20 protein-coding genes are annotated in these 24579 nt (G+C 36.9%); 7 read left to right on the forward strand and 13 right to left on the reverse strand.

The window, feature by feature from the left end:
• Positions 1-147: 147 nt before the first annotated feature.
• Entirely contained in the window at positions 148-2727 is a 2580-nt protein-coding gene (gene tamL / locus HMPREF9699_RS04575) for a translocation and assembly module lipoprotein TamL (RefSeq protein WP_245946060.1), read from the reverse strand.
• Between tamL and HMPREF9699_RS04580 the strand changes: the two genes are divergently transcribed.
• Positions 2713-3441: an RNA methyltransferase gene (locus HMPREF9699_RS04580; RefSeq protein WP_172539691.1), complete on the forward strand. Its 729-nt coding sequence runs from the start codon at positions 2713-2715 to the stop codon at positions 3439-3441. The two genes, tamL and HMPREF9699_RS04580, sit on opposite strands and share 15 nt — an antisense overlap.
• Before the next feature lie 79 nt (positions 3442-3520).
• Here the strand turns inward: HMPREF9699_RS04580 and rplI are convergent, their stop codons facing one another.
• From rplI to HMPREF9699_RS04625, 9 genes are all read right to left on the reverse strand, one after another.
• Positions 3521-4030, reverse strand: coding sequence for a 50S ribosomal protein L9 (rplI, locus tag HMPREF9699_RS04585; protein ID WP_002662805.1), 510 nt, complete (start codon positions 4028-4030; stop codon positions 3521-3523).
• Positions 4031-4180: 150 nt separating this feature from the next.
• Positions 4181-4483, reverse strand: coding sequence for a 30S ribosomal protein S18 (rpsR, locus tag HMPREF9699_RS04590; RefSeq protein WP_002662807.1), 303 nt, complete (start codon positions 4481-4483; stop codon positions 4181-4183).
• 27 nt (positions 4484-4510) lie between these two features.
• Positions 4511-4852 carry a 30S ribosomal protein S6 gene (gene rpsF / locus HMPREF9699_RS04595; protein ID WP_002662809.1) on the reverse strand — a complete coding sequence of 114 codons (342 nt, stop codon included), beginning with the start codon at positions 4850-4852 and terminating at the stop codon, positions 4511-4513.
• Between the two features lie 465 nt (positions 4853-5317).
• Positions 5318-6694 (reverse strand): serine hydrolase domain-containing protein, encoded by a 1377-nt coding sequence (locus tag HMPREF9699_RS04600; RefSeq protein WP_002662811.1) that lies wholly within the window; start codon positions 6692-6694, stop codon positions 5318-5320.
• Between the two features lie 19 nt (positions 6695-6713).
• Positions 6714-7277 (reverse strand): hypothetical protein, encoded by a 564-nt coding sequence (locus tag HMPREF9699_RS04605; protein ID WP_002662813.1) that lies wholly within the window; start codon positions 7275-7277, stop codon positions 6714-6716.
• Positions 7278-7280: 3 nt separating this feature from the next.
• Positions 7281-7571, reverse strand: coding sequence for a DUF2089 family protein (locus tag HMPREF9699_RS04610; RefSeq protein ID WP_002662815.1), 291 nt, complete (start codon positions 7569-7571; stop codon positions 7281-7283).
• A 262-nt stretch (positions 7572-7833) separates the two neighbouring features.
• Positions 7834-8925, reverse strand: coding sequence for a baeRF3 domain-containing protein (locus HMPREF9699_RS04615; RefSeq protein WP_002662816.1), 1092 nt, complete (start codon positions 8923-8925; stop codon positions 7834-7836).
• Positions 8926-9529: 604 nt separating this feature from the next.
• Positions 9530-10123, reverse strand: coding sequence for a Crp/Fnr family transcriptional regulator (locus HMPREF9699_RS04620; RefSeq protein ID WP_002662819.1), 594 nt, complete (start codon positions 10121-10123; stop codon positions 9530-9532).
• A gap of 86 nt (positions 10124-10209) precedes the next feature.
• Positions 10210-10629 carry a VOC family protein gene (locus tag HMPREF9699_RS04625; RefSeq protein WP_002662820.1) on the reverse strand — a complete coding sequence of 140 codons (420 nt, stop codon included), beginning with the start codon at positions 10627-10629 and terminating at the stop codon, positions 10210-10212.
• 457 nt (positions 10630-11086) lie between these two features.
• Between HMPREF9699_RS04625 and HMPREF9699_RS04630 the strand changes: the two genes are divergently transcribed.
• From HMPREF9699_RS04630 to HMPREF9699_RS04655, 6 genes are all read left to right on the forward strand, one after another.
• Positions 11087-12442, forward strand: coding sequence for a TolC family protein (locus tag HMPREF9699_RS04630; protein ID WP_002662822.1), 1356 nt, complete (start codon positions 11087-11089; stop codon positions 12440-12442).
• Positions 12443-12548: 106 nt separating this feature from the next.
• Positions 12549-13520: an HlyD family secretion protein gene (locus tag HMPREF9699_RS04635; protein ID WP_002662824.1), complete on the forward strand. Its 972-nt coding sequence runs from the start codon at positions 12549-12551 to the stop codon at positions 13518-13520.
• 478 nt (positions 13521-13998) lie between these two features.
• On the forward strand, positions 13999-15153 hold the full coding sequence (locus tag HMPREF9699_RS04640; RefSeq protein WP_002662825.1) for an ABC transporter permease: 1155 nt from the start codon (positions 13999-14001) through the stop codon (positions 15151-15153).
• A complete protein-coding gene (locus HMPREF9699_RS04645) occupies positions 15140-16309 on the forward strand; it encodes an ABC transporter permease (protein ID WP_002662827.1) in 1170 nt (389 codons plus the stop codon). Before HMPREF9699_RS04640 ends, HMPREF9699_RS04645 begins: the two co-directional genes overlap by 14 nt.
• Before the next feature lie 1046 nt (positions 16310-17355).
• A complete protein-coding gene (locus HMPREF9699_RS10795) occupies positions 17356-19497 on the forward strand; it encodes a hypothetical protein (RefSeq protein WP_002662831.1) in 2142 nt (713 codons plus the stop codon).
• Between the two features lie 521 nt (positions 19498-20018).
• Positions 20019-20585 carry a DUF3575 domain-containing protein gene (locus tag HMPREF9699_RS04655; protein ID WP_002662832.1) on the forward strand — a complete coding sequence of 189 codons (567 nt, stop codon included), beginning with the start codon at positions 20019-20021 and terminating at the stop codon, positions 20583-20585.
• A gap of 101 nt (positions 20586-20686) precedes the next feature.
• Here HMPREF9699_RS04655 and HMPREF9699_RS10800 read toward each other — a convergent pair whose 3' ends face one another.
• From HMPREF9699_RS10800 to HMPREF9699_RS04670, 3 genes are all read right to left on the reverse strand, one after another.
• Positions 20687-21499, reverse strand: a complete 813-nt coding sequence (locus HMPREF9699_RS10800; RefSeq protein WP_051008200.1) for a hypothetical protein — start codon at positions 21497-21499, stop codon at positions 20687-20689.
• Between the two features lie 419 nt (positions 21500-21918).
• Positions 21919-22575: a hypothetical protein gene (locus HMPREF9699_RS04665; RefSeq protein WP_245946059.1), complete on the reverse strand. Its 657-nt coding sequence runs from the start codon at positions 22573-22575 to the stop codon at positions 21919-21921.
• Positions 22576-22781: 206 nt separating this feature from the next.
• Positions 22782-24455, reverse strand: coding sequence for a S8 family serine peptidase (locus HMPREF9699_RS04670; RefSeq protein WP_002662835.1), 1674 nt, complete (start codon positions 24453-24455; stop codon positions 22782-22784).
• Between the last annotated feature and the right edge of the window lie 124 nt (positions 24456-24579).

The following is a 24579-nucleotide window of genomic DNA, read 5'->3' on the forward strand; positions in this document are numbered from 1 at the left end:
GAAAAGGAGGAGGATGGCCAAAGGGTTAGGGAGAGGTGATAAAACTAAAAGTAATTTGCTAAAAGCCTACTTTTTATCACTTACTGCTTAAAAGGTTAGGTAAAGTTAAAAAGCCATCTGCCAAAATCCAATTATTTATATCGAAGCTTAAAATGGATATCCAAAAGCTAAATTGAGCGTAGGTTTTAGGATATTAAAATTATTGAATTGCCATTTTTTTCCTTCAGGCTGATTGGGGTCATAGATTTTGTATGCCAAATCTACTCTCACGGTGATATAGGCTACATTGATTCTTAGTCCTATACCACTTCCTACGCCCAGTTGTTTATAAAATTTATTAAATTTAAAACCATCGCCAAGATGATGATGGAGGTTCCATACATTTCCTGCATCGGTAAAAATGGCGGTTTCATACATATCATTGATAGGGATGCGGTACTCTACACTCGTTGTCAGTTTTACATTTCCCATAGAGAAAGTTCTTACCTTGGCATCTAATTGAGAATCGGCAGGTCCCAAACCACCGAAAGGTCTCCATGCACGGATGTCATTAGACCCTCCATTAAAATAAGCACGAACGAAGGGCATGGCATTAGAATTTCCATAAGGCATCCCCACACCTATAAACTGCCTAAAAGCGAGGGTCTGCTTACCAAAGTTAAAATATTTTCTTAGGTCAGCATCCATTTTAATGAACTGAGAATAGGGAATCCCGAAAAGCGTTTTTTGTTCACCTGTAGTGATTCCTTTTTGGGCGAAGTTACTTGTGAGTAAACCGAGGAGGTTTCCTGCAATTTCCAGTTTACCATTAAAGAAAACAGGGTTGTTAAATTCTTTTTTTCCTATTTCGTTATAGGTAAAGTTATAGATAAGTGAGGAGATGACTACATCTTGAGTCTGTCTATCTTTATTGCTGATAGATTGTCTGAAAGAGTTGTAATTATCTAGTTCTATTTCTGAAAGGGTAGAAGGGTAGTGTTCATCTTTGATGATGATATTAGAATATTCATCACTGCTCAGAGTACCATTCAGGTAATTTTGGTACAATGTGGGAGAGTAATGTGCAAATACCATGTCTCTATACTGGGCATCTAAAGGAAAATATTCATAGTAGGCATCTTTATTTCCAGTGAGAGAGAACTGAGCATTGAAAAGGGAAAAACGATGCGAAACTACATCATTTACGGTGGCATTGTAGGTAAGTCCAGCATTAAAATTAATTCTGTCCATACCGATGTTTTTTTGTAAGGAAGCTCCTAAGTTCAGCACCGTGGTAGGTGAAAATCTTTTCGGGATGAGTTTATAGGTTTTAAAAGGCATTAATAATCTAGGAAAATGGAGGGCTGCATTGGCAGAAAATTCATGAGCCCAAATTCTAGAGCCGAGGTTTTTAGAGTTTTGTACCGTTCCCGTCATCCAAGAGAGAGAGGTAGTAAGGTTTTCGGCACCTCCAAAAATATTTCGGGTGGTGAGATTAACAGAAGGGGTGAAGCCTAAGTTAAGGAGTTCAGAGTAATTAATATCGCCAGCAATTTTAAGGTCATATTTAGGTAATGGTTTGAGTAGATACACCACATCTACTATGCTGTCATTGGCAATATTATTATCGCTCTCTCTTAGTTTATCTTCCGCTTTGATGAGGGAGAAATTGTTCATCGTGAGGAAGTTTCTTCTAGTGTTATCCAAATGATTTTGGTCATATCGGCTTCCTGGAGAAAGAAGTACAGCTCTCCATAGTGCATTGGTTTTGTATTGGTGATCTATTTTATGAAAATGAATCCCTCTGAGTATCTCTTCTTTTGTTTTTACTTTATAGTCATCTGCGTCTTCTACCACTGCTACATCTATTTTGCCTATGGTGGCTACTTTATAATGGCTTTTTGCCGAATCTTTATGAATTTCTAAAATGAGAGGTACTTTTTTACGGCTTTGGAGGGTATCTGCGGTGAAGAAAATCTCTTGGTTATTGGCATTAAAGTTATAATAACCATGGGCTTTCATCTGCTCATTGATTCTTTTTACTTCGGCTTCTAATTTTGTTTGGTCTAGCACTTGTCCAGAAAGAATTTCGCTTTTTTCTAGGGCTTCTTCATAGATTCTTTTGATATTAGGGTCAGAAATATGATAGTAGTAACCATCTATGATGGTAGGCGTTTTAGGATGAATGGTATAGGTAACTTGTGCTTTTTTTCGGAGCGAGTCCAGATGGTGTTTATATTGGGTTTCAGCGTCCCAGTATCCTCTATATACCAATCTTTTACGGATAGATTCGGCACTTACTTTAGATTTTTCTTGGTCTAAAATAACAGGAGCGGCTCCCAGATTATGCAGATTACGATGGATAAAAAGGTTTTTCCCTTGCTCTTGGGGCATATTGTATTTCACGAAAAGGGAATCTTTGAGCTTTTGATTTCTCATTTCTGTAGGATAAGTCCTATATTCAGTCAGGAGACTGTCATATTTAGGGGAAGCGAGATTGTACATCCAAAGCCCTATCGGGAGGAAAAAGAATTGTTTTTTATTAGGTTTTTGCTGTACATAATTGGGGAGTTCTGTGGCATGAATTTTTTGTTCAGGATAGACGAAATGATTTTGGGTAAGTAGGTATTCGCCATCTGGAATTTTTTTGGTGGTGCTACAAGCCCACAAAAAGAAAAATAAACTTGCAAATACAGTCTTTAAACCATATTTTTGACCATATTTATAGATGATATGCTTACTGCCCATACGATAAAACAAATTCAAAGCTTAGATAAAAAGAAGTTTCGACAAAAATACGATTTGTTTATTGTCGAAGGTAATAAAATTATCTCAGAATTAGAAAATTCTGCTTTTAAAGTAGAAAAAATTTTTACCACTACGCCAGATTTTTTTAGCCAGTCTCCATTTTCTATTACCACCATTACGGAGCAGCAGCTCAGAAAGATTTCTCATCTTCAGAACCCTAAGGATTCTTTGGCACTTTGTCAGCTTCTTCCGCTTTCTGAAATTGTAGATACAGCTATTAATTTGGTGCTGGATAACATTCAAGACCCTGGGAATTTAGGAACGATTATCCGATTGGCAGATTGGTTCGGCATAGAGCAAATTATTTGTTCCAAAGAGACAGTAGATGTATATAATCCAAAGGTAATTCAGGCGACTATGGGCTCTTTTACTCGTATGAATATGGTATATACAGATTTAGAGGATTTTTTTAGTAAAAATACGCTGCCTACTTTTGGTACAGATATGCAAGGTACGAGTATTTATTCTAAGCATTTTCCGGAAAAGATGAATCTCATTATGGGGAATGAAGGCAATGGTATATGTGCTTCCACGGAAAGATTCATTGATGAAATGCTTACTATTCCTAGATTTGGGAAAAAACAATCTACGGAAAGCCTTAATGTATCTATGGCAACGGGGATTATTTTGGGAGAAATTTTTTCTAACCGATAAAAAAAGAATATAGTGATTGCTATACAGATAACAAAAATGCCACCCTATCGGATGGCATTTTACTATTTTCAAAAACAGATTAAGCGTTCTCTTCTTCTGTTTTTTCTTCTTTTTTCTCAGTTTTAGGAGCTTCTACTGCTGGAGCATCAGAAACCACTTCGAACTCATAGTTGTACTCTACATCTCTGTGAAGTCTTACCAAGGCAGTATATTTACCTGTTCTCTTAATAGTATTTCCAGGGATTTTGATGTACTTTCTATCTACTGCTACGCCTTTGTTTGCTAATTCTTCAGAAAGGTTTGCGTTATTGATAGAGCCGAAAAGTCTGTCACCAGTACCTACTTTTGCAGCAATAGTAATGGTAGTTTTCTTTAATTTTTCTACAATTTCTTTAGCTGCAGCTACCAGTTTAGCTTCTTCCTCTTTTCTTGCTTCCAAAGTTTCTGCAAGGATGGCTCTGTTTTTAGGCGTTGCCAATACTGCATATCCTTGAGGAATAAGGAAGTTTCTAGCATATCCTGGTTTTACACTTACCGTGTCAAACTCAAGTCCTAAGTTTTCTACATCTTTTTTTAGAATGATATCCATTGTTGTTGTCTTGTTTAGATTTTAGAAAACAGCTGTATTGAAATTTAAGCTGTATTTTCTAAAACAGTTAGAATTTTAATTTTAATAATTCAGCAACTATTTGGCTATTTGCAATAGGCTTTGGGCTTATGGCGTATAGCTTATTGCGTTTTATTTTAGCATATCTGCTACATATGGAAGAAGTGCCAAGTGTCTTGCTCTCTTAATAGCTGCAGATACTTTTCTTTGGTATTTTAGAGAGGTGCCTGTGTATCTTCTTGGAAGGATTTTACCTTGCTCATTTACAAATTGTAATAGGAAGTTAGCATCCTTGTAATCTACATACTTAATTCCGTACTTCTTAAATCTGTCGTATTTCTTTTCAGATTTTGTATTGATATCTAGTGGGGTAAGAAATTTTACTTCTGATTCACCACCTGCGGCAGCCTGTTGTGCCAATTCATCTATTGCCATAATTTTTTGTTTTTAGGGGATTAAAGATTAAGCTTTAGCAGTTTTAAGTTTAGCTCTTCTTGTTACTGCGTACTCTACTGCGTACTTGTCTAGTTTAGTAGTCAAGTAACGGATTACTCTCTCGTCGCGTTTGAATGCTGTTTCTAGCTCTGCTACGATGGTTCCTTCACCTTTGAATTCTATAAGGGTATAGAATCCATTCTTTTTCAACTGAATTGGGTACGCCAATTTTTTCAGTCCCCAGTTTTCTTTAGCAACGATTTCACATCCTTTTTCTTTCAAAAGGTCTTCGAATTTTTTCACTGCTTCCTCCACCTGCGCGTCAGATAGAACGGGAGTTAAAATGAAAACAGTCTCGTAATTGTTCATAATTTTTTGTATTAAATATTTCGAGGTGCAAATGTAATACTTTTTTATTACTCTGCAAAATTTAATCTTCTAAGGTTAGGTTAAACGCACGAAATCCTATTTTTATAGGGTACTCAATAAAAAATAATTGAATATCAATACATTTAAATTTGCTCTTAATCACTTTTACAAAAAGGGTCTGAAATTTAAATATTTGATTATTAATGTATTATAAATTTTATCCGTTTACCCTACTTCTAAAGTAATTTTGAATATGTATGCAATGATTCTGATTCGGTATGATAATCAAATAAAGATAACATAAAAAAGAAAGAAGGAAAGCATTCAATGCTGGTAATCAATAATGTAAAAAACAAAATCATAAGTAGAACTTTTGCTGTGATAAATAAGGGAACCCCTTTTACGGATACTCCTAGATTCAACTTATAAAAGTAACTTTCCGTTATTATTAATTGTTTTCAAATTTTATTCCTTTTCAAAATCAAACGGGAGTTCGTAAAGAATGTTGAGTATGCCAATGGTAATTTCATTGTTTGAAAACATCCCCCGTGCATTGACACACAAGCTGATAGACAAATCATCTTCGGGATTGTAGGTCATAAGTGCGTCCGTGCCAAGAGTAGTGCCGCCGTGTCCGTAAGAAGTCTTGTTGTAAAAAGGAGCTTTCATCACGCACAGCCCCCAAGTTTTTTCTTCTGGCAACATCTGTTGTAGGGTTTCTTTTTTTAGCAACTTGCCTTTGAAAAGAGCTTCTACAAATCGGTTCAAATCGGTTGTAGTGGCGGTAATATCCCCTGCCCCTAAGGCATTTATAAAATTAAAATCCTTTACCTCTTGTAGCTGAGTTTGGTGTAGGTTGTACGAAGCAAAAATATTCGTAGGTCTGTCTAAGGCAGAAAAAGTATTGTCTAAATTCAGAGGTTTTGCAATTCGTTCGCGGAGCAATACATTAAACGGTTGTTGGGTGGTTTGTTCCAAAATTTTGCACAATAGATAATATGCCGAGTTGGAATATTTTTGTTTTTCCCCAGGTTGAAAGTCCACGCCCTGTTTTACAATGGTATCGTAAATTACTTGAGGTGCAAAAGCCTTTTCCGTGAGCCATTCTCCAGTAACATAATCCTTCAGACCACTGGTATGATTCAGCATCTGTTGCAGCGTAATGTTTTGGGCATTGGGCATTTTGGGGAAGAATTTTGCCAACTTGTCATCGAGTTTTAGCGTGCCTTTTTCCACTTCCTGCATCAGCATTGTTGCCATAAACAGCTTGGTAATCGACCCGATTTGATACGCCGTTTGTTGGTTGTAGTTTTTTGTAGGCAAAAACTCCTGCCCAAAGTGTTTTTTATACACTTCTTTCCCTTTTCGGAAGATAGAAATACTCCCTGCTATCTTCTGTTTTTCTACCAAATAATCAAGATAAGCGGATAATTTTTGGGTGTTGATGGCACGGTTCCCCAAATCTGCAATAACAGGGTCTTCCACTGCTTTTATTTCCTCGTTGGTTTTTTCCAATACCAAAGGAAAATCTTTCCCTTGCTTGAAAGTTCCTGTGATTTTACCGTCTTTTAAAACGCCTTTAAACGAGGCTTGTAGTGTTGAAATTTCTACCGTTAGTGCATTGTTTTCAAAAACGGTTTTGCTGGTAGGAATACCCATAGAAGTTTGTTTCGGACTGTAAGCCGTGGTGCTATAGCCGTTTTCGGTGGCTTTTATTTCAAATACCAAAGGGAGTTTTGTACCTTGAATATCCAAATCGCCTTTCCATCTTCCTACAATTTGACCAAATACGCCTTGTGTAAAGCACAAGGTAACAAGGAATAATAAAAATCTTTTCAACATGATATTTTAGAATTAAAAATTAAAAATAAGCTTGTGTAATAGAATTTAATATAAATAGGAGTACAAAAAACACGGCGGTATAGATTCCGTTTTTCAGATGGGTAGCGGTTTTGAAGCCGTTGTACATCAGTGTTACGGCATACACCACAAAAAACAACGCAACGAGGGTGGAAATTGCAAAACTAATGACTTCCAATAGATTAGAAAACAATTTTTCCAGATGGCTTGCCCTAGCAACAACTGCTTTATTCAGCTGATGAATGGCAGGAATATTCGTAAAAAACACAAGAATAGATAGTGGTAACAAGCTTACCAGAAAGCTATTGAGCACATCGATGAAGCGTGTTTTGAGGTTAATGATTTTTGCCAATACAAAAAAGCAGAGGACATTAAAGAAGAATATGCCGTTGGTAATTTGTAGGTTTTTGAGCACATTGGTTTCACCGTCGGCAATGTGTAGTAGGCCATTCATTCGGCTATCGAAGAGGAACATTGCCAAGTTCATCAGTCCCCAAGAGACCAAGCCTATCAAGAGTAACTTCTGTTCAGAATATTTGACGAAAGGATTAAAGAAATTTTTCATTTTTTACTTGTTTTCTAAAGATTCTTGATTGAGTTGTTTTATTTTTTCGATTAAATCGTCCATTTTGTTCCGCATGGTGGGGTAGGAAAGTTCGGCTTGTTTTGCCATTTCTTTGATGCTTCCACTGGATAGGAAAAAATTGAGGATAAAGGCTTGCTCTTCGCGGTTGAGTTTTAAGTACAGCGGGAGTTCGTACTCGCCTGAAACTTCGGTTGCACAGGTTGCACATCGCATCCGGCTCACATTTAGCGGACTTTCGCAACTGGGACAAACGGTAGGGATTTTAGCAGTCATTTGTAATACAATGTTTAATTTTTCGGAGATAAATATAGATAAAAATGTTTTATATTTTAATATAATTAAAAAGTTTTTTAATAAAGTTAAAATAAAGTTTTGTATAAAAGAATTTTTATTGGAGGAAGATAGAGGGGTATTGTCGCGTTTTAAAGAGAAATAAGTGAATTACTTTATTGTTTCTATTGAAGTTTTTTGATAGGTTAAAACAAAAAAAGCTGTCCCTATTGGGACAGCCTGAAAAAATCCTATGAATACTATTTTAGTATCTTTTTTTCAGTGCGATGTTTCCTAAATCAGAAATCCATTCTTCATCTACAAAAAGTGTTTTTCCTCCTTTGGAAATTACTTCGTAAGCAATGTGGCTAATGATGTCATCTAATGCACCATGTTCATTGGCGTCTTCTATGAGTTCAAAATCTCTGTCGCCCACTAGCCTTACAGGTTGCTGATAGAGTTTATTCACGATGAGCAATTCTGCATTTCCATCAATCGCAGCTTGGTAAATTTCTAATAAATCTGTAGATAATTTAGACTGTGAAGATGCAGCTTTTACTTCTTCTATGGCCTCTTTTACCCACTCTATTTGTTTCTCTTTTACCACTTCCCAAGATTGTTTTGCTAAATGCCAAGGAGCGTTATCATTGCCACTATGGTTCACTTCTATAAATCCAATGTACATTTCTGGTCTTGTACTCGCTTCTAAAAGGGCATGATAGTTCGCTTCAGTAGTTGCTACCACTACTTTTAGGGTTTTATCTTCTGATAAAACAAAATCTACCAACGCCTTGTCTATATCTCTAAAATGCTCTTTCAGAAGATTATCTACATGGGCAGAGTCACTTTTTCTGATATTAGATGTAGCCACATGAGGAGACTCTCCGAAAGGGAACACATGGTTATGCACTTCTTCTTCTACGCTCTCATCATACGCTTTGAAAAGTTGTGTTTTATTTTGGGACAATTGTAAAATAAGGTACTCTCTACTTCTATTAAACAATTTGATGAGTGGTTTAATCATGAATTGTTCATCTACGAATACAGAATTTTCCTCTACCGACCAGATAGAGCGTACTATTTCCATGGTTTCAGCAGAGATAAAAATATGCAAACTATCCAAAAGTTGATTAATATCTACTTTTTTATCTAGTTCGTCTAGTTTTTCTAACACCTTACCTGCTTCATCTCTTTTTCCAAATTCGTTAGTTACTCTTTCTTTGGCATCAGAGATAAGATTTTTTAGTACGATTTCATCTTGTAAGTTGTCAGGATGCGTTCTGTGTGTGTTTAGTGAAATAGTAACACATACTTGATTGTTTTCTTCTGCTAATCTTTTTAGTTTTGATACTGTCATAACGATAAGTTTGATAGCAAAGCTCAATGAAAATATCTTGCCAAAACATTAGTAATATGCAAATAATGTAAAAGAATAATGGAATTATGAAAGTTATATATTGATTATGGGTAATAGGCACAGCCCCTCCCCACGATTAAATCTACTTCAAAATGTCCGAATTCTTCATCGGTCAAAACGATTTCAGAGTGTAAACTAATTGGTTTTCGTCCTCTTCCCAGCCCTATTTGGAGGAGAAGGAGTTGTTTTCGATGCTTGAGTTTATGCCGAAGATTTTGGTATAAATCTCCTAAGTCAAACGCACGAAATTTAATATTTTTGTTTTTATGGATTTAGTGAGTTATTCTCTTGTCCTTAAAATCGAATCAATCAGAATTATTTGAGAATGTAGTCAGTGGGTTTAAAGCTAGATCAAGTGATTGTTTTTCAGAAGAATGGGGGTGTTCTTCGTCTCGATTTGAAACTCCTAAATGCCGTATTTTACAGGAGAAAGGTGTGTTGCTTGACGAAAATTTATTGGTTTGGGCGGGGTTGAAAACCTTGATTACCTTATACACAAAATATTTATCACATATCAAATAGTTAATAAGTTTTCTGAAGAGACTTATTTATTCTCAAGGATTTTTTTTCGGATTCGGGTAAGGGCTTGTCGGGTAATCCCCAGAAAGGAACAGAGATGCGACACGGATATTCTACTAAGCAAATCTGGATTTTCATCAATGAATTTCAAGTAGCGTTCTTCGGCAGCATAAAAAAGGAAGCCTTCCATCCTTGTAGAAGTACGCAGGAAAGTTTCCTCCAGAATCAAGCGTATAAAGCGTTCAAAAGCAGGGATTTTATCTGCACAATCTATCAAATGTTCGTAGGGGAAATTAATCACCAAACTATCTTCTATTGCCTGAAAAGAAAACCGACTTGGCAATGGATGCTCCAAAATTTTATAATCGGCCACGGGGCCATTCTCCTTATTAAAAGCCACCGTGATTTCCTCTCCCTCGGGCGTGGTATAAAAAGTACGGATGAGCCCTTTGAGAACATAACCGATTTGGGTTTGATTTTCATTTTGCTCCAAATAAAAAGCCTTAGCAGGAACTTCAGAGAGATAGAGCTTCTTACCAATGTATTCTAAATCCGTTTCGGTAAGCTTCGGACAACGCATTTTCATGTATTTCAGATAGTCTTTTACCAGTGCATCCATGCTCACTTTTTTGTTTCACAATAGCCTACAGGACAAATATACTAAGTTTTTTAGCACAAAAAAAGCCATCTTTATGATGGCTTTTATCATTTTCCTTCCTCAAAAATAATCATCCAAGAGATGCCGAATTTATCTTTAAAATCTCCGAAATAGCCAAAAAACTGCTCTTCCATAGGCATTTCTATTTCGCCCCCTTCGGAAAGTGCGTGGAAAAGGCGGTCGGCTTCGGCTTTGCTATCTACGGAAATACTCACATAGTTGTGATTGCCCGTAGTAAGTTTCTGCCCAAGCGATTCGAAAATGTCCGAACCCATTAGTTTATCGTTTTCCCCTATGGGAAGCTCAATGTACATCACGCGGTTTTTCTCATTTTCAGCCACTTCCATTGGAGTTTCATCAGAACGAACCACCATTGTAAAATCGCCCCCGAAAGCCTTTTTGTAAAAATTAAACGCTTCTTCGCAATTCCCATTAAAATTTAGATACGGATTGAGTTTTGTTGCCATTTTTTTATCGTTTTAATTATTGAGGGCAAAAATAAGCAGTTAGAACGAAAAAATTGTTCACTCGAAATCAGCGGATGGGCATAAAGTGTGAAAAAATCAAAGGTGGTTTGCATTTTGTGTTCTGTATTTTACAGGTTATATACTAAAAATGATTCATTAGGTCGTCCTCGCACAAAGATACATTTCTCTTTTTGCTCACAAAATAAAATCTTTATAGGAAAACAAAACAACCTTTTCACTATAGTAAATCGCTTCGCCATAAAACTTTTCTATCTCCAAACATTTGCCCAAAGCTTCACTGGAGGACAAATTACAAAACGCTATGTCACAAAACTTCTCAGAAATCAAACTAATCATTACCTATTAAATACTTTCACTTTGACACAAATGTGTCAGGCAATTGCCAAAAACTTTGTATATCTTTGCCTTATCAAATTCACAGATAAACATTTTGATTATGCGAATTTTAAAATACCTTTTGGGAACAGGCTTGGCACTCTCGGCTACCGTTGCACAGGGACAGATTACCCTTTCCGAGTCTATGCTACACGCCATTCGCTCGGCAAAAGAGAAAAGCGAACCTCTAAAAAACAAACAGATAGAAATAGAAAAACTAAAACTTCAACAAAAAGAAGTAGGCGATAAAAGACTGCCTAGCCTCACCGCTACGGGAGGCTATTTCGTGATGCACAGCAAAAGTTCAATTGATTTAGAGCCTACACAGACGCCTTTTTTTCCCAAACCGCTTTTCACAGGAGTAAAAAACTCTTCCACACACGCTCATGGTGCTTTTGCAGGAGTTAATGCTCAGGTGGTGCTTTTCAGCGGTATGCAAATTCCCTACGCTCAAAAGGCTTTGGAACAGAAACGCATCGGTACGGAATACCTCAACGAAAACGCTACTGAAGACCTCGTTCAGGAAGTGGTAGTAAGTTTTGACCAAATTGAGGTACTCAATGCCATTCAATCCCTCATAGACGAAAGTCAAAAACGATTGGAAGTAGAGGAAAAACGCGTACAGCGAAGCATAGAAGAGGGCTTTGCCATTCCTCTAGACAAGGATAAAATAAAACTGGCACAGCTAGAACTACAATCCAAACAAGTGGAATTAGACGGAGCTCAACGACTCATTCGTAAGAAAATAGCCTACCTTACGGGACTTTCTGAAATAGAAATAGAACAAGTGGTCAATGATTTTCAGCCTTTTGTTTTGGCGGAAGAAACCACCAACATCGAAGAAAAATCGGAAATAAAGGCACTAAAATCTTTTTTAAACGCTCAGGAATTTTTGCTCAAAAAAGAGAAAAGCAGTCTTTTGCCACAAATCGCTCTCATGGGTGGGGTACGCTATACCGATATTTTTGACGCTCGTCTTCCGCTGGGCAATCCGCCTTTGAGGCTTCACCATCTTACCCTATTGCCTACTACTTATGTAGGATTGGGAGCCAACTGGAATATCTTTAATGGTAACCAACGAAGCCATAAGATGAAACAAGTAAAAATGGATATGGAAAGCCTACAAAATACCCTCTCGGATACGAGACAAAAGCTCCAGCTATTACTCGATAAAAACAGCGAAAATTACAGAGTAGCCAATGAAAAACTGAAACTGAACGAGCAAAAAGTACAAGTAGCAAAAAACAACCTCAACATTGCTATGAAACAATTTAAAGAAGGACTTATAGACATCTCCGAACGCCTACAGATAGAAAGTGATTACCACAAAGTGATGATAGAACAAGCCCAAGGTATTCAGCAACAAAGACAGGCAGCACTAGAACTGGCAAAAGCCCAAGGGAAAATCAAATTTTAGTGATGAGCGACTAGAAATTGGCTACTAGCAATTAGCTATAAGCATGAGCTAAAAGCCTATTTTTTTAATCTTTTAATCTTTTTAATTCATTAATTTATAATTCACAATGAAAAAAATAATAAAATTGGTTCCGATTGTGATCATCGCTGTATTGGTGATCATCGCGTTGGTTTTTTCAAACAAGAAAACCGAAGATTATTGGCAAGGACAAGCCGAGGCAAAACAAATTAGCGTAGCACCTAAAATTCCGGGGCGTGTGGAAAAAATCCACATCAAAGAAGGACAAAACATCCAAAAAGGCGATTTGCTCCTCACGATAGAAACGCCGGAAATCAACGCCAAATTAGAACAAGCAGGAGCTGCACAAAACGCGGCTCAGGCCCAGCTAGCAAAGGCAAACGCCGGAGCGAGAAGTCAGCAAATACAAGCCGCCTACAGTGTATGGCAACAGGCACAAACGGCTGCAGATTTTGCAAAAACCACTTTCGGACGCGTAGAAAATCTCTACAAAGACGAACTGATTTCGGCTCAAAAAAGAGACGAAGCCTATACCAAATACCAAGCAGCCGTACAGCAAGCCAATGCTGCAAAAGCCCAGTACGACCTTGCTTTGGCAGGAGCCCAGCAGGAAGACAAATTAGCAGCACAAGCCTTGGTACAACAAGCCCAAGGAGCGGTACACGAAGTGCAATCTTATAAAAAAGAGGCCAACCTCTACGCGCCTGCATCAGCTGAGGTACAGAAAATCATCCCAAACGAAGGCGAATTGGTCAATACGGGCTATCCTGTAATTACCCTTGTAGATTTGTCGGATGTATGGGTGGTACTCAATATCCGCGAAGATATGATGAATCGTTTCCAAAAAGGAGCCAAGTTTAAAGCCAAAGTACCGGCATTGGGCAATAAGGAAATAGAATTGGAAGTACGCCACATTTCGGCAATGGCAGATTTTGCCACTTGGACAGCCACCAAAGCACAAGGCGATTTTGACCGCAAGACTTTTGAAATCAAAGCCTACCCTACCGAGCCTACCAGCGGACTACGCCCAGGAATGTCGGTTTTAGTAAAGAAGGATTAAATAAAATATAGAAATTTATTTGAGCTTATACATGGTTTCATTATTTATTTCTATTCTTCTGGTTATTCTTGTTGTTAGCATTGTCATGGCAACAGGAATCTATACCAGAGGAGGTATTCAATTGATAGAAAAAAATTGATATATAGTCAAAATAATGAATATATTCAATTGATTACCAATTATTTTACCTTTACACGGGTATAGCTATTGCATAGCAGGATTTATAGGGAAATTCTTATGAAAATATATTTCATCATTAACGAAAAAAAATTACATCAGGATGGAACAAAATTTCCATCAGGACGGAGTAAAATTTTCATCAGGACGGAGTAAAATTTTCATCGAGATGAAAAAAAGTGTCCATAGGTTTCCCATTTTCACTTCATAGGTATGAAATAAAATTTTGATAAGGATAGAATCTTTCAAACCCTAAAACTCTTCAAATATTTCAAACCTTCAAACCCTCAAACGCTTTCTAATGAAAAACTTATTCATTTCCGAAATCAAACGGTTGTTCCTCTCTCCCAAGCGTCTGCTGATGACTTTGGGATTACCTCTATTGATTTTCGGGTTCTTTGGCTATCTCTTCCGCGAAGACACGCCAAAAGATTTGCCCGTGGTGGTTACGGATTACGACCAATCGGCCATGTCCCGACAGCTCATCCGCTTTTTAGATGCTACCACTATTATGCAGGTTTCCCAGCAAGTGGGAAGTCCTACCGAAGCTTCTCCTTTACTCAAAAGAGCCGATGCCTACGCCTATATTGTGATTCCCAAAAACTTTGAAAAAGATATTTTACAGAGCAAAACTACCAAGGCAATTTGCTATACCAATGGCAATTATCTGGTGCCTTCCAGCTTTATACAATCGGGGTTTGTGAGTACGGTGGGAACCTTTTCTGCGGGGATTAATCTCAACAAAAGAACCAAAAAAAATACGCCTCAAGGAAAAGCTCTGGCAGAAGTCCAAGCCGTAAAAGTGGATAATCACGGACTGTACAACCCTTATAAGAACTACAATTACTTCCTCAATTTAGCCTTGATTCCCATGCTCTTTCAGATGGTAGTCATGACCATGTCTATCTTTGCCTTGGGCCAGATGTTCAAATACCGAGAGGCACAGCGCTTTCTAAAACAAGCGGGGGGTAGCTATTGGCGTTTGCTCTTGGGCAAGCTCCTTCCTTATACCTTGATGTTCCTTTTTTTAGGGCTTATCATGAATATCTATTTGTTTAAAATCATCGACATTCCGTACAAAGGCAACGGCTGGACCATGGCACTGGTGGTTTTCTCATTAATTATTGTAAATCAAGCCGTAGCGGTATTCTTCGTATCCATGCTCAGAGATCTTCGTTCGGCATTGGCTTACGGGGGGGCTTTGGCGGGAGTTGCCTTTTCTTTTTCGGGCTATACTTTCCCTATAGAATCCATGCCCGAGAGCATACAGTACCTTACGCGGGTGTTTCCTTTCACGCATTTCTTGCAAAATTATATCCATATAGGCGTAAAAGGGCTTCCGATTTCTTACAATTGGGGCAATGTTTTGGCATTTGTATTTTTCATCAGTCTTGCTTTGGCAGCCTATCCTCGATTTGTACAACTTGTAAAAAACAACGGTTATGAAAAACAATAATTCCATTCTACGCGTATTTAGAAACGAGTTTCAAAAAATGTTTTCAGACAGAGCCGTCTTGGCTTCGTTTTTTGTGCTTTCGGTTTTGGTAGCCGTGCTTTATTCGTATGTGTACTCTCGGGAAATAACCACAGAGACGCCCATTGCGGTGGTAGATGAGTGTCGCACAGCAGAAAGCCGACAACTCATTCGTATGCTAGATGCTACAGAACAGGTTGCAGTAACCGAATCTCCAGCGGATTTCAAAGCAGCGGAAAAACTTTTTTACAACCAAGAAGTAAAAGGTATTGTGCTTATTCCGAAAGATTTTTCACAAAAAATTTACAGAAAAGAGCAACCCTCGGTTTCGGGGTATTACGATGTATCCTATTTCCCATACTACAAACAGGTGTACAAAGCCGTGGCAACTACCGTGGCGTATCTCAACGGCGGTATCGAATTGAAAGGGCTCACAGCACAAGGCATGTCGGAAGCTCAGGCCTCGGATACCATGTCTGCTATAAAAGCCGAAAGCGTAACGCTCTTTAATCCCAATGCGGGCTACGGCATGTTTCTAATGCCCATGGTTTTTATGATTATCATCCAAACGCTATTACTCACAGGTATCGGACTTTTGGGGGGTACGCAAAGAGAAAAAGGCATCGCTATCTCGGGCAATGGTTCACTCTTAGAAACGCTAAATATCATATTAGGAAAAGCTTCGAGCTATTTAGTCGTAGGGTTCTTGTACATCAGCATCGTGTTGTGGATTGTTATTCCAAGTTTCAATCTACCCCAACGAGGCAACCTCACCGATATTTACGGTTTTCTATTGCCGTATCTATTGAGTTTGTCTTTCTTAGGCTTGTGGCTGGTTCGCTTTTTCAAGCATCGAGAAGATGTGGTGCTTACCATTTCTTTTACCTCAATCCCTGTAGCTATGCTCAGTGGCGTATCTTGGCCGGTAGAAGCTTTTCCTTCGGTCTTGCGTTATCTGGCAGAACTGGTACCCAGTACCCATGCCGTAAAAGGCTTTGTAGCCCTGAGCCAAAGCGGAGCCAAACTTTCAGAAATACAAGAGCTCTATACCAAGATGTGGCTTTTGTGCCTTTTCTATTTCGTACTCACGATGATTTTCTATCATCGCTGGGGAAAACAATTGGAATCTAAAAAATAGACAGAAAGAAGAAGAGTGGTTTCTTGTTTTGAAAGGCTTATGGCGAATAGCTTATGGCGGTTGGCAGTTAGCTTTCTAACTTCCAAATTCTAATCTCCAACATCTAATTTCTAAAAGCAGTAGGCAGGAAGCAATGGGCAGGAGGCTTTTGATCTGACCTCGTAGAGGTCATATGTTTATAGTGGAATATTTTCCTATATAACATACGACCCCGAAGAGGTCTCATAACAAAACGGTGGCTGTTGCTATATACATTTGACCCCGCTGTAGTCATACATGCAGTAGAATTTGAGCGACTGGTTTCTAGCGAATAGCTTTCTAGCTTCCAAATTCTAAAATCATTATACATTCTACTTTGTACGCGGTACAATCTCCAACATCTAAAATTAACTTATAAAAAACTTTTTGCATATTAGAAAACTTTATCTATCTTTGCCTCGTTATGTTACACGCAATCAATACATATAAAAATACTGAAAAAAAGTGGGCCAAAAATTTGGTCAATTCAAATGATTGTGTAAACACACACACACACACACACACACACACACACACACACACACACACACACACACACACACACACACACACACACACACACTTACCTTCGCTAAGTATATATAAATATGCGTGTGTACGCGGAATCTATAAAAAAAATCTAGAGCGAGCAAATATCGGATATTTAAATTTATATCCTCCTTCATTGAGAAGGGGGCAATTTTGTTTGTGTCTATGTCATCATCATAGTTATTCATTACCCCATAGAGGAGAGACCTGCACCAGTACATTCCCTATCCTTCACCAGAACTTTTTACAAAAATCAATACGATATCAGTGTCTCCCTTCTAATTTGTACAGTTCACTAATTGTTTTTTGGGAGGATAGGGATTTAATAAGGAATTATCTAAAAAAAGGAAAGAAACTAAAGAATCTAAAAAAATCGAAATCATCGAAACGAGCGGAATTTTTTAATCTTTTAATTTTTTCAATCCTTTAATCTTTGAATCATTTAATAATAAATAACAATCGTTTTTAAATTTAAAATTATGAACAAAACAACAATCAAGATCAGTGTGTTAGCGTTCTTAGGTTTTATGACCTATGGCTACGCACAGCAACAGCAGCAAGACCCTTACAAGGGTAAAGTAGGGGTAAACACCATAGAGCCGAGTGCTACGATGGATGTACAGCCGAATAGTGATAACGCCCGAGTAGAGGCAAAAACGAATGAAGGGATTATTGCTCCGAAGCTAAGCAAAACGAGAATTGCTAATATTGAAACTCCCGTAGAAGGTACTTTAGTGTATGCTACGGATGAAACTACTTCGCCTATTTCTGCTTATACAGGAGGAGATACGAAAGTAGCAAAGATTACGGAAAAAGGGTATTATTTCTATAACGGCACCGAGTGGGTGAAAGCGGGGAGTGATGCTAATGACCAGCTTTGGAAATTTGTAAAAGAATACACAAAGACATATTCTTTTGCTCCTACCAATAGTACTAAAATAAAGGAATATGGTTTAGTTCCTTCTTTAAAGGAAGGGGAATATGTAGCTAGAGTTGATATATCAGACTCCCAAAGTTCTGATAACTATTCTGGGCATTTATCTATGAATACGGTAGATAAAGTAACAAGGGAAGTAACATCTCATGCTGGCATCGGAGGAGCGGGCGTAGAGCTTGTTAATTATAAAGACGATCAAACTCATATGGGATATATCGATATGAGAAAGTCTGATGATGTGGATCATTCTATTAGAATTATAGGTCAAGACTTACTAGCTAACACAAATCCAGACGATGATGTTAAGAATAAGAGGCTTGTTATCAATAGTGTAGATACTGTCAATGGAAATACATTTCTTTTTCAGTTAGATGGGGCTGAAACTCTTTTTTCAAATAATAATGCTCATTATAAGTTTAATGAGCAAGGTTTTTTCTTTCAACCAAGAAAAGCAATTTCTTCTAATGATGTAGGTTCTTATACCTATTTCAATATGGCAAAGGGTACAGGTATCAATAATACAGGAAATAATAGCAAAATAACATTGTCTCTGAACCGATTCTTAGATACTAATGGAGGTTGGAATGGTACTACAGAGCGTTTGCAAAGGGTAGTAGATATTACTAAAATGGGATTTATTGATTTCGGAATTCATGGAGTAGAAAATGGCGGTAGCTATAATGGTCTGGGATTAGGCTATGGAAATTCCGTTCATATGGTTGTTAGAGAAAATGGTAATGTAGGGATAGGAACTACGGAACCAGCTGCTAAATTAGATGTTGTAGGAAATGCTATAATTGGAGATGATAGAGAAAATCGTTTTACAATGCTTACAAGTGGTGGTATTGAGATTTTTAGAAAAAATCCTACAGCTACAATTACTAAAAATATAGGATATATTGACTTTAAATCTGATAAATCATACGATGGAGAGGTTAGAGTGGTTACACACAAAATGGTAAGTGATGATAAGTTGTTTTTCAGGGTACAAGGCTCTTCTGATGGTACATTGTCAGGAGCTAACACTAAAACACCGTTTAATATCGACTTGACAGATGGTCGTGTAGGTATAAATGTAACAGAACCTACTGAATCGTTAGATGTTAATGGAAATGCTCGTATTCGTAATTTAGCAGGAACAGGTAATCGTCCAGTATATGCAGATGCAGAAGGTAAATTGGTAATCGGTAGTTCTACTACTATCAGATCTGCATGGGTTCCAGATACAGCGAGTAATTCTGTGCAGCTTGCCATTACATCTGCCAATGGAGATAGAACTACTCATCCAATAAGCATTACAGATGAAGGAATGGTAAGAGCTACTTCTTTCCAAGGAGTTAACGGAGCCACTATCTTCCCAGATTATGTATTCCAAAAGTACTATACAGGAACTTCTTCTATCAAGGCAGATTACAATTTCAAATCCCTAAGCCAAGTAGAAGATTTCGTAAAAGCGAATGGACACTTACCAGGGTATAAATCAGCGGCAACCATTAAAGCACAAGGATATGTAGATTTAATGGAAACCCAGCTGACCAATGTAGAGAAAATAGAAGAGCTTTATTTGCACAGCATAGAGCAAGACAAAGCATTAAAAGCTAAAGAATCTAAAATTCAAGAGCTTGAAGCTAAGAATGCAGCATTAGAATCTCGTTTAGAAAGATTAGAGAAGCTCATCCAATAAATTTTATTTTGCCCTATCGGAGTTGTAGTTCTGATAGGGCTTTTTTTATCAGTTTATGGCTATTGGCAGATGGCTATTGGCTATTAGCGAATAGCAGTTAGCTTCTAATTTCTAAAATCATTATACATTATACTTTGTACATTGTACGATCTCTAACATCTCATTTCTAACTTCTAAAATCATTATACATTGTAATTACTAACATAAATGCTTTCCTTCTTTCTTTTTTATGTTATCTTTATTTGATTATCATACCGAATCAGAGTCATTGCATGCATATTCAAAATTACTTTAGAAGCACTATCATTACGCAAACTTGATGATTTTTCGTACCTTTGCCCTCGCCATGTTTTTGAGGGGTAAAATAATTTAAAATCTTTTATAGACCTTGATGTCTATTATTCCATTTAAAGATTTTAGCCCAATGTTCAAGGAAAGGTAGAATACTAGAAATAACTAGCTAAGACTTAGCTTTCAAATACAGTTTATTTTGAACATTTTTTTTAACTTCTAATATCCAAATGATAAGACTCTTGTTTTTTCTTCTGACGATATCCATTTCTGCACAAGATAATCTGAAAGAAAAACAATTCAAAGTGAATACTGTTTTTCTTCCTATAGGTATTATAAACGCAGGAATGGAATTTCCACTCTCTACGCAATTTACTGTACAGGGAGATGTATTTATTTCCCCATGGAAAAGCATTGCTAATCATCATGCATTGGTAGCAATGGGACATATAGAAGGGCGTTACTATCTAAGAGAAAGATATGACGGTTGGTACGCAGGTGTCCATGTAGGAGGAGGAGTTTTCGAACTCACAAAATGGAATTATAGCGGCACCAATAAATTTCAACGCGGGTTTAGCTTTATGGTAGGAGGCACAATAGGCTATCAGTGGGATATTTCCTATCGTTGGGGATTAGACTTCTATTTAGGAGGGGGAACGGTACAGAGTTTTTACAAAGGTTATGACCAGCTTTCTGGGAAATTTATTACCCGTTATGAAAAATCAAGTACTTGGAATAAGAGTGGCGAGTTTTTACCTTATAGAGGTGGGATTATGCTGACTTATAAATTGAAATAATATAACTTTCAAAAGTTCTTTTGGGATATATACTTTCCATCAAAAAACCCCTTATGCGTTTTATCATAAGGAGTTTTTTGATTTTTTTATTATTGAATCAATTAATATCTTGATGTCATTATCCATTTTTGTCCTGTAGAGAGTATACAAGTTGCTATATTAGGAGCTAATGTTTTTTGCTGACCATCTCCTATGGAAAGATTATGAATAGTCACACTACCTCCTCCCACATTTATGATGCAGAGTTCTCTTCCTTCATACATATTTTCAGGAGTAGTGGGTAAATAGATATTGGTAACTCCATGAGAAAGTCTATTAATAATTACATGGTCTCCGTATTCAGTTGCTGTACTAGATTTTACATAATAATTTCTTTGGGCTTCAGTAGTGATGTTGCTGGCAACTCTATAAAACTCTCCTTTAATTAAGGTTTTACCTTCTACAACCACTTTACCAGTTCCTGTTTTGAATGTAAGGTAATGATTATTATGATTTACCGTTCTCTCCCCTTGTAGAGTGCCATTGCTATTATAAATATGTGTATTGGTATCTACAAAAGAAGATTGAGAAGAAGTGCTTAATTTTACCCACTTATTTAAATCTGTGCTGAAATAATAAAATCCTTTAGTATCTACATCTGCCATAGTTCCTGCCTTAGCACCTGTAGAAACATTATCAATGTATATTAAAGTGGATTCTTTTACCTTACTCTTATCTCCCATTTGGAAAGCTCTAAGACGAGACACACGAGGGATAAGAATTCCTTCTACGGAAGTGTCAGTGTTACTCGTTGGGTTATAATGTTGAATTTCCAAGGTAGCATGAGGTGTTTTTGTGTTAATTCCCACTTTATTTTGTTGCCCAAAGGACAAAGCGGAAATAGTGCTTAGTAATAAAATTGTACTTTTTTTCATCTTATTTTTTTTGGGGTGCAAATATAAATGTTTTATTTAAAAAAAAGACAATAATAAAAGAGATTTATAATGTGAATGTGTTAATTTTATAAATTATTATTAATTAACAATTCATATTTTTGTGATTTATTATAAAACAAAACCAACTTCAATTGTGAAAAAATGGACATTAATTTTTATTCTCATAAAATACCTTTTAATTATGATTCTATGCTTTTCGCTTAAAAATGATATAGACTTATTTGATAAAAATGTTCATTAAGAAGTAGAAAAAATGAAGTATAATGTTTATTCTGTTTAATGCTTTGAAATAACCTCAAGAGTCAGAAAGTTTAAGCAAAAAGTTAAGATGAGTTGCATATATATAATAAAAGGCTGTCCGAAAAATATTGGACAGCCTTTGTTTTAGTCATTTAAAATTATTTTTTACTATTTCCTTGAAAATCTGTTTTATAGTATTCTGTTTTTTCTACGCCATTAGCTTTTAGTTTACCATGAATAGTTGCTTCTATTCCTTCTATATCGATTTTCAAGCCTTTAATATATTGATACTCATACTTGGCTTCGTCTTTATATTTTGCCCAAGCGTCTTGAAGTACTTTATTGATGGTTTCGTCTGTAACTTGATTAAAATCAAACAGTTCATCTTCTAATCTGAAATTTTCTGCCCCAATGCCTACTACATTAATTTCCTTTTTCTCAGGCTGCGTCCAGCCAGAAGTATTTCCGAAATAATTGATTTCTTCTACTCTTCTTTTATCTGCAGGATCTTGATACACGATATCGACATAAAGAAAGTCTTTCTCGCCTTCTCTCTTGATAGTTCCTTCTAAAGCGGGTCTGTTAATGTAAAATTTTACTTCGTCCATCACTTTGGCATGCTCACCCGCTTTTGCTCTTACCTCATCAAGCCATTTTTTTACTTCCTCAGGTTTTGAGAGGAATTGATAATCAATTTCTTTTCCACCTTCTGCTGCGGTTTGTACTGCACTTGCAGCTTCTTTTACTTTATCACAAGAAGTTACTGCACCTAATACGGTAGCAAATGCTACGCCCAAAATAAATACCTTTTTCATTAGATATAAATATATTTGTAATTTATTCCCTACTCTTTTGGCTTTTCGGGATTCCGCCATTTATTTTAATCGGATATACCAATCGGAACAAATATACAAATATTTATTTGTAATATTATATTATTTTTAGATGTTTTTGTGATTTTTTTGTAAAAAAATCCCCTTTTGAAATCATTTCAAAAGGGGATTGTGAGCATATGATAGTATTATCTATTCACTTTTCTTATTTTTCTTGCTTTTTTCACTTTTTTCACAGAAGATTTACCATAGAAATTATTATAGGCATATTCTGCTGCTTTTTTTACATCAATCACTCCACCTGCTCTAGATACTTGTTCAAAAGTAAGGGTGGCATCTTCCTTAATATTGGCATTTACGGAGGATTTATTTACCGTATTTACTAGTGACTCTATGATTTGAGCGGGCGTAAGGCTTGGCATGTATGAAAGTAGTACTGCAGCGGCTCCTGCCACTACGGGTGCTGCCATAGAAGTCCCTTGGAGGTATTTGTATTTCCCATCTGGTACAGGAGAATAGATTTCATTTCCTGGTGCGAAAACATCTACCATTTTGGCATTGTAATTAGAGAAACCTGCACGAAGCTTTTCCGTATCTTTTGTAGAAGCCCCCACGGTGATGAGGTTGGTAACAAAAGGTTTAGCATCAGATGGTTTATAGAATGCGGTAGGGAAATTAGAGTTTTTTTCTATATCTTTATTGTCATTTCCTGCGGCATGTACTAAGAGAACTCCTTTTCTTTCAGCGTATTTGTATGCATCCCAAACATATTTTTTACCTGGGGAAAAGGCTTTTCCAAAGCTCATATTAAGAATTTTAGCTCCATTGTCCACAGCATAACGGATAGCGTTTGCTACATCTTTATCCCTTTCGTCTCCATTAGGAACGGTACGCACAGTCATGATTTTCGCTACCTTGTAAGCTACGCCATACTGAGGATTCTCTCCTTGCGGAAGCCCTGCGATGATTCCTGCTACATGGGTTCCGTGCTCTGCATCTGGACCTTCATAACTATTATTTCCGTAGAATCTTTCAGAATAGTCTTCATAATTATCTCCTACGATGGGTCTTGGGTCGAAGTCAAGATTATAATGTTGAGTTGCTTGCGTTGCAATATACTTTCCATATTCTCCAATTTCTTCTTCCACCGCTTTTTTGAACTCTTCAGGAGTTTTATTTACCATAGAAGGTTCAGCAAGAAAATTACTCATTATCTTCAGTGCTAGAGCTTCTTCTTGAGCAGCAGGTTGAATTCCTTTTAATGTTTCTTGATTAAAGTTTTTACCATTGAGAAGTTTCACCATTACAGGAATTGCCTCTATTACAGGCTGTATTCCGGCATATTGTAAACGAGCAGAAGCAGATTTTTTATCGAAAATGGCTTTTGCTTCCATATACATTTTAAACTCATCAGCCATTTTGGCTTGGTTCGCTTTATTGGTTGCAGAGTTTTCGCCTTCAAAAATAGGTTTGTATTTTTTAACTATTCTGGTTACTTCTAAGGTATCTCCATCTACATCACCGTTTTTTCCACCGATGAAATTCCAGCCGTAGATATCATCTACATAGCCATTATTATCATCATCTTTACCATTGTTTGGAATTTCATTCGGGTTTTTCCACATATTCCCCATGAGTCCAGGATGATCTATTTCTACTCCTGAGTCTAAAACTCCTACTACAACGGTTTTAGGCTGTAGCCCTTTAGATTCCAAGAAGTGATAAGCACCTTGTGTATTCACACCGTACACTTGTGTAGTAGCGAAATCCTTATGATACCAAGTCATTAGGTCTTTGTTTTCTTGAGCGTAGATGCCCAGTGTACCGGCAAGTAGAAGTCCGGATAAAATGATTTTTCTCATATATCAATGTTAATTATTTTTTTGTTAGGCTGTAGGCAGAAAGCTATAAGCAATAGGCTTTTAATAACCATTTTTTAACCTGTTACTATAAAACTATCGAGAGTGAGCAATAGCTTTTTGGAGA

Source organism: Bergeyella zoohelcum ATCC 43767 (assembly GCF_000301075.1).
Taxonomy (GTDB): Bacteria; Bacteroidota; Bacteroidia; order Flavobacteriales; family Weeksellaceae; genus Bergeyella; species Bergeyella zoohelcum.